We start from the raw sequence: 3,104 nt of genomic DNA on the forward strand, positions 1-3,104 counted from the left end.
ACATGCGGTTGATCAACTACTGCCTGTTGGTTAAGTAATGTGTCGAGAACCTCTTTCAGACTCAAACTAGAGAGTCAAATCAAAACCTAAGAAAGGGAATTGATGGTGTAGTCAAGTAAAGCATTGTATTCAACTAATGCTTGAGCCGACATGTCGCGAGGAGCGCAACCGCGAGTACGAGCAAAGCGGAGAGCTTCAACGTAAGGAGCAGTAGGTAAGTCTAATGCACGGTAAACTTCACGTCCACCAGCAATACCCCACTCATCCAAGGGACCAGTACCACCGACAACTAGACAGTAGTTGATCAAACGCATGTAGTGTTTGATGTCGCGCAAACATTTGTCTTTTTTAACTTGAGTTTCGTTAGCTTCACCAGCGTTGTTCAAGTAGCCATACTTTTTGATGCAAGCATCGTAAGCTTCTTTAGCTACGTTGTCCAAGTTAGCAGCTAATTTCTCAGCAGCTTCTAAACGTGCTCCTGCACGTTGGATGCTACCTTGTACTGATTCTAAATCAGAGGAAGTAGGAAAACGACCAGCAGCGTCAGCCGCTGCAATTACTGTGGTAACAACAGATTTCATGTTCTGATAACTCCAGAAAAAATATTTTGATAGTTTATTTCAATTCAGTCAGCGTAGATTGCGCTCGTACTAGCTGAGTGCAGAGATTACGCGATCGAAATAGGAAGCAGCTTCGGAAGTTATTGCAGAACAATCGCCTTTAGATGCACCCATTTGAACGAACCGCTTACCACCGTTTGCTTCGGTGTTGGTGTCGTTAATGTGAGCCAACGCCGCAGATTTCATGATTTGAACTGCACGGATGGTGGAAGTTGTAGGTACGCCTAAAGCTGCGTAAGTTTCTTTCAAACCGTTGAGACAACGATCGTCGAGTACGGAAGCATCGCCAGCTAGAAGTGCGTAAGTTACATAGCGCAAGATGATTTCAGCATCGCGCAAACAAGCAGCCATGCGGCGGTTGGGGTAGCAGTTCCCACCAGCTTGGATCAAACCTTGGTTTTCGCAAATCATCCCAGCTACAGCGTCGGATACAGCGCAGCTCGCGTTGCTGGCGATCGCGTTAACTGCATCTAGGCGTTTGTTGCCTTCAGCAATGAAGCCTTTGAGTGCGTTGAGGTCGGTACCACCGATCGCAGCGGTCTTAGCATCTGCGGTAACTACCGCTCTGGAAAAAGAGTCAAGCATTGTGGGCTTCTCCTGGTATTGATGAACAATTTCGAGGTTCATCATAAACCGATCTCTTCACCAGAAACTACAGTTATGAGAAACAACTCAACAATCTGTAACAATAGCTACGGCGATCGGCAGAGGTAAGGGTTCAATAATTAATAATTAATAATTAATAATTATTAATTATTAATTACCTCTGTCCCGTCCTTTGTAGCGTCTGCCGATTCACAAAGGACAAAGGATTGAATCCATCGATAATCTTGTTTGATTTCCACATTTATGGGGAGGCTTGATACCTGTTTTTCTCGGTAAGGGGTTTAGAGAGGGAGTCTGGTTCGATCTGTCATTCTCTAGGGAGCACTACCCTGTCGATCGAATCCAGGAATCGAGCCAATTTCCTTACCTGCTAGCCCTTGTTGTGCTGTTTGGCTCTGATGATATGAAAAATTGACGGTGCGAGGGAGATGAACATAATTCCCAAGATAATCGGAATTAAATAGCGATCGATTTGGTCTTCGGGAATACTGCGCCCTAAAAAATAGCCGAGTAAAGTCAGTCCGATCGCCCATGCAAATCCACCTACCACATTGTATTGCATAAATGTTTTGTAGCGCATCGCGGCAATCCCAGCCACGATTGGCGCGAATGTCCGCACAAATGGCATGAACCGGGCTAAAATGAGCGCCGTTTTACCTTGGCGCTCGAAGAAGGCTTCGGCTGCAACTAAATGTTTTTTCTTAAAAAACTTAGAATCTTCTCGATCGAATAACTTGCGCCCGAACCTTTTGCCAGTATAGTAACCGACGCTATCACCTAAAACTGCAAACACAAAACAGCCAAAAGCCATAACTTGGATATCTAATCCAGTTTTGGGCAACGAACACAAGAAACCAGCCACAAATAGCAAGCTATCTCCAGGCAATAAAAACCCGACTAATAACCCTGATTCAGCAAAAACAATACTCCATACCAATGGATAACCAAAAGTCTGAATCAATGTATGTAGGTCGAAAGGCATGTTAAATTAAATCCTCACTCAAACTTGATATTTTGCTAGTAATTATCATGCTCTTGGCTGTATTTTGACCTAAAATGCCGCAGTTCTAATGATGAGATTGCGCCAATTGTCCCACCAAACCGACGATCGCGCCACCACAAATCGGCCAGAAGGGATCGACTCGCCATCGCCATATTAGCAGAGCCGCGATCGCGGCGATAAACAGCGATTGCCAGTCTAATAGTGTACCTGCGGCAAGTCGATAGGCAACCACCGCAATTGCTCCCCACGCCCCCGCATTAACGCCATCTAACCAACTGCGAAACCACGCCGATTGCCGCAATCGGGGTGCCCAGTAAGTCACTACAGCCACGTACGCAAAGCTGGGTAGAAAAATCCCAACTGTCGCCGCGATCGCACCTGCGTGTCCGGCGAGTAGGTACCCGATAAAAGTTGCCGTCGTAAATAAAGGGCCAGGTGTCACTTGCCCGATGGCGATCGCATCGAGTAACTGGGTGGATGTCAGCCAGTGAGTGCGATCGACTAATTCTGGCTGGAGAAATGCCAATAAAACATAACCCCCACCATAAATCGTCGCCCCAACTTTGAGAAAAACTGTGAATACATCGAGCCATGCTGGATGAGACGTAAGTGCTGGCAAAATGGCTAGTCCGGTCAACTCCAGCCTCGGCAACATTAAGATGGGCAATTTACGTCTCAGCGTGCGCCAATTTTGCCCCAGCATTACCCCAAATCCCGCCAGTAACAGCACCAATAATGTATTGACACCTAAAACCCCAAATAACCCGGTCGCGACGATGCCAGCCGCACCTGTGAGGCGATTTTTCAGTGCCGATTTACCTAATTTCCAGGTCGCTTGCAGCGTTAAGACGACGACTACTGGCTTAATGCCAGCG

Annotated in this window: 4 protein-coding genes; all 4 read right to left on the minus strand. The window is 46.6% G+C overall.

Annotated elements, in window-relative coordinates:
• Nucleotides 1–86 precede the first annotated feature (86 nt).
• On the minus strand, nucleotides 87–581 hold the full coding sequence (locus tag RMO35_RS09000; protein ID WP_309740372.1) for a bleomycin hydrolase: 495 nt from the start codon (nucleotides 579–581) through the stop codon (nucleotides 87–89).
• Nucleotides 582–650: 69 nt separating this feature from the next.
• Nucleotides 651–1,205 (minus strand): bleomycin hydrolase, encoded by a 555-nt coding sequence (locus tag RMO35_RS09005; protein ID WP_309740374.1) that lies wholly within the window; start codon nucleotides 1,203–1,205, stop codon nucleotides 651–653.
• A gap of 391 nt (nucleotides 1,206–1,596) precedes the next feature.
• Nucleotides 1,597–2,208, minus strand: a complete 612-nt coding sequence (locus tag RMO35_RS09010; protein WP_309740376.1) for a VTT domain-containing protein — start codon at nucleotides 2,206–2,208, stop codon at nucleotides 1,597–1,599.
• 85 nt (nucleotides 2,209–2,293) lie between these two features.
• A partial coding sequence (gene chrA, locus RMO35_RS09015; RefSeq protein WP_309740377.1) for a chromate efflux transporter occupies nucleotides 2,294–3,104 on the minus strand: 811 nt, incomplete at its 5' end.

It is taken from the genome of Chamaesiphon sp. OTE_20_metabat_361, assembly GCF_031364565.1.